Below are 3,534 nucleotides of genomic sequence, written 5' to 3' on the forward strand. Positions count from 1 at the left end.
CTCCCAAAGTTTGCTGCGCAAACCTTGGGCCCCGCCGTTGCGCTTCCACACCCCCATTCGTGCCTGCGGCACGAATCGCCCCCTGACTCAGGGGGCCGGGTCCATGCTGTATCGCATTTCGTAGGAGCGGCGTGAGCCGCGATGGGTTTGCCCATGGACCGCGCCGCTTCCGGCGCCGGTGTTCAGCGCTCCGGCGGCAGTGCCCGCGCGCCGGTCACGATCATCCGCACCATCGTCGACAGCTCTTCGACCAGCTCCGGATCCTTTTCCGGCGGCAGGTCCATCGCGGTCGCGCCGACCGCGAACACCAGGCGGGTGATCGCCTTGGCCGCCAGCGCCGGCTCGTGCAGGGTCGCATGGTCGAGCCGGGCCAGGCGGATCAGGTCCAGTCGCAGTTCCTCCTCGAAGAACTGCAGCTCGCGGTCGACCGCCTGTTTGAACGCGTCCGAGCCGACCGTGCCTTCGCGCAGCAGCACGTGCAGCAGCTTGTCGTCGGCGCGCAGTTGCTCCATGAACGCCTCGACGGAACTGCGGATGACGCTGCGCTTGCCCCCGGCGACGCGCTGGCGCGCCTCGCCGATGATGTGTCGCAACGAACGTCCGGCCAGATCGATCAGCGCCACCGCCAGCTCGTCCATGTCGCGGAACTGGCGGTAGAAACTGTTGGGGGCGATCCCGGCCTCGCGGGCGACCTCGCGCAGGCTCAGGGTCGAGACGCTGCGGTGGGGGCCGATCAGCTTCAGCGCCGCGGCCAGGATGTCCTCGCGCGAGATCGACGGCTTGCGGCCCGGGCCGTGATCCTCCGGCGCGGCACTGGCGGAGAGGTTGGCGTCGGCGGCGTTGTTGGCGGGAGCGATGGTCACGGTAGGGAGTATGACGAGTCTGAACGGCCTGCGGGGAAGGTGATCATCGTTCTGTAATTAATATACGGTTGTATATACGTGCGTCCATACGCTGGTATAGTCACCGTCATGAATGCACGTGTCCGCCCGTCGCGACGTCGACCCAGACCCCGTCTCAAGCGCTTGTTGTCGCCTTTCGTTGCGCCGCAAGTCTTTGATTTCTGGTCCTCAAGGCTGCATCCGCTGTGGACCTGGGAGCGCCCGTTGGCGCAATTGGTCGAGCGCCGCCGCGAGTCCGTCGACGCGGTGACCCTGCTGCTGCGTCCGAACCGGCACTGGGCCGGGTTCCGCCCCGGCCAGCACCTCAACCTCGGGGTCGAGGTCGACGGTGCCCGCGTCACCCGCAGCTACAGCCTGTCCGAGCCGCCGCGCGGCGACGGCCTAATCGCGGTCACGGTCAAGGCGATGCCCGGCGGCAAGGTCAGCCCGCGCCTGTTCGACGGTCTGGAGGTCGGCGACATCGTCGAGCTGGGCCAGGCGTTTGGCGAGATGGTGCTGCCGCGGACCGTTTCCGGAGCGTGGCTGTTCCTCGCCGCCGGCAGCGGCATCACACCGTTGATGGCGATGCTGCGCGCACTGGCGGAGCAGGGCATGCCGACGCCGTTGACCCTGTGCTACTGGGCTCGCCGTCGCGACGAGCTGTGTTTCGTCGACGAGCTGCGGCGGCTGGCGGCCGCGCATGCGAACTTCGATCTGCAGCTGCTGCTGACCCGCGAGGCGGCCGCTGCCGACGATGAGCACGAAGGTCGCATCGACGATCGCCTGTCGACGCTGGTTCCCGATCTCGATGCGCGCCAGGTGATGGTCTGCGGTCCCGGTGGCTTCGTCGAGACCGCGCGCGCCCTGTTGGCCGGACGCGTGCGCGGTTTCCAGGCCGAGGCGTTCACCGCGCCGGAAACGCCGGTGGTCGACGAGGGCGAGGTCGACGTGACCCTGGCCCGCAGCGGCCGGGTGCTGACGGTGCCGCGCGGACAGCCGCTGCTGTCGGCGCTGGAGGCGCAGGGCGTGCGCCCGCCGTCGGGCTGCCGGATGGGCATCTGCAACACCTGCGCCTGCGGCAAGTCCGCCGGCAGCGTGCGCCACCTGCCCAGTGGCGACCTCGATCACGAGCACAACCAGGCGCTGAAGCTTTGCATCCACAGCGCCGCCACCGATCTGACCCTCGACCTGTGAAGAAGGCCGAATCCCGAATGAGCAAGACCGCCCGCAAACCTTTCAAGAGTCGCCCGCTGAGCATCGCCGAGATGGACGCCTTCGGCGCCGAGCTCGACGCGCTGCGTGCCCGCACCGTCGCCAGCCTCGGCGCGCGCGACGCGCGCTACATCCGCAACATCGTCAAGGCGGTGCGTTATACCGAGGTCGCCGGTCGCGGCCTGCTGTTCCTCGGCGCCTTCGTCCACAGCGTGCTGTTGCCCGCCTGGATCGCCGGCGTGCTGTTGCTGGCACTGTCGAAGATCCTGGAGAACATGGAGCTGGGCCACAACGTCATCCACGGCCAGTACGACTGGATGGGCGACCCGCAGCTCAACGGCAAGACCTACGAATGGGACATCGTCGGCACCGCCGAGGCCTGGCGCAAGACCCACAATTTCCGCCATCACACCTACACCAACGTGCGCGGGCTGGACGACGACATCGGCTACGGCCTGCTGCGGATCTTCCCGGAGCAGAAGTGGCAGCCGTTCTTCCTGCTGCAGCCGATCATCGCGCCGGTGTTCGCGCTGCTGTTCGAATGGGGCGTGGCGATCCAGGACCTCAAGCTCGGCCGCTGGGTGCAGGGCAAGATGAGCGGCTCGCAGCTGTGGCGCAAGTTCCGCCCGGTCGGCCGCAAGATCGCCCGCCAGGCACTGAAGGACTACGTGGTGTTCCCGGCCCTGGCCGGGCCGTTCTTCCTGCCGGTGCTGCTGGGCAACGTGGTCGCGAACCTGATCCGCAACGTCTGGACCTACGTGATCATCTTCTGCGGTCACTTCACCGCCGATGCGGAGACCTTCCCGCGCGAAGTGATCAAGAACGAATCGCGCGGGCACTGGTATCTGCGCCAACTGCGCGGCTCGTCGAACATCTCCGGCGGCGCGGTGATCGACGTGCTGTCGGGCAACCTCAGCCACCAGATCGAACACCACTTCTACCCGGACATCCCGGCCAACCGCTACGCCGGGATGGCGGTCGAGGTGCGCGAGATATGCGCGCGCTACGGTCAGCACTACAACACCGGTTCGCTGCCGAAGCAGTTCGGCCAGGTCACCTGGCGGATCCTGCGCCACGCCTTCCCGAGCCGTCCGCGCCGCGGCGCGGCGTTGGCGGCCGGCGCCTGAATCCGCTGGCCGTGCCGGGCGCGCGGCGTTGAGGCAACGGCAGGCGTTTGCGCGGACGCGTGTGGGCGCGGCGTCAGGCGTTCACCGGGATGTTCAATCGCGGCCGACGCGGCTCCTACAGGATGGGGCCGCCCCTGACTCAGTGAGGCGGGCCCGTCCCTGTCCCGTAGGAGCGGCGTAAGCCGCGATCCCCGGGCTGCGCCCGGGAATCCCCCAAGTCTTGCTGCGCAGACCTCGGGCCCCCCGTTGCGCTTCCACACCCCATTCGCATCTGCGATGCGAATCGCCCCTTGACTCAGGGGGGGACGATATCC

General features: G+C 68.3%; 3 protein-coding genes. 2 read left to right on the forward strand and 1 reads right to left on the reverse strand.

Translation table 11 applies throughout. The annotated features are described in order from the left end of the window. Positions 1-182: 182 nt before the first annotated feature. Complete coding sequence (gene fabR, locus FKV24_RS14875) at positions 183-773, reverse strand: HTH-type transcriptional repressor FabR (RefSeq protein WP_223250352.1); 591 nt, start codon at positions 771-773, stop codon at positions 183-185. A 198-nt stretch (positions 774-971) separates the two neighbouring features. Between fabR and FKV24_RS14880 the strand changes: the two genes are divergently transcribed. Together FKV24_RS14880 and FKV24_RS14885 are read left to right on the forward strand one after the other, a co-directional pair. Then, positions 972-2,075, forward strand: a complete 1,104-nt coding sequence (locus FKV24_RS14880; RefSeq protein WP_141482947.1) for a ferredoxin reductase — start codon at positions 972-974, stop codon at positions 2,073-2,075. A gap of 17 nt (positions 2,076-2,092) precedes the next feature. After that, entirely contained in the window at positions 2,093-3,220 is a 1,128-nt protein-coding gene (locus FKV24_RS14885) for a fatty acid desaturase family protein (protein ID WP_111266120.1), read from the forward strand. Positions 3,221-3,534: the final 314 nt, after the last annotated feature.

It is taken from the genome of Marilutibacter maris, from assembly GCF_006546735.2.
In the GTDB taxonomy this organism is placed as follows: Bacteria; Pseudomonadota; Gammaproteobacteria; order Xanthomonadales; family Xanthomonadaceae; genus Marilutibacter; species Marilutibacter maris.

Excerpts from the sequence above, each read along its gene's own strand:
- FKV24_RS14880 (WP_141482947.1), top strand. The coding sequence starts at position 972 with ATGAATGCACGTGTCCGCCCGTCGCGACGTCGACCCAGACCCCGTCTC.
- FKV24_RS14885 (WP_111266120.1), top strand. The coding sequence starts at position 2,093 with ATGAGCAAGACCGCCCGCAAACCTTTCAAGAGTCGCCCGCTGAGCATC.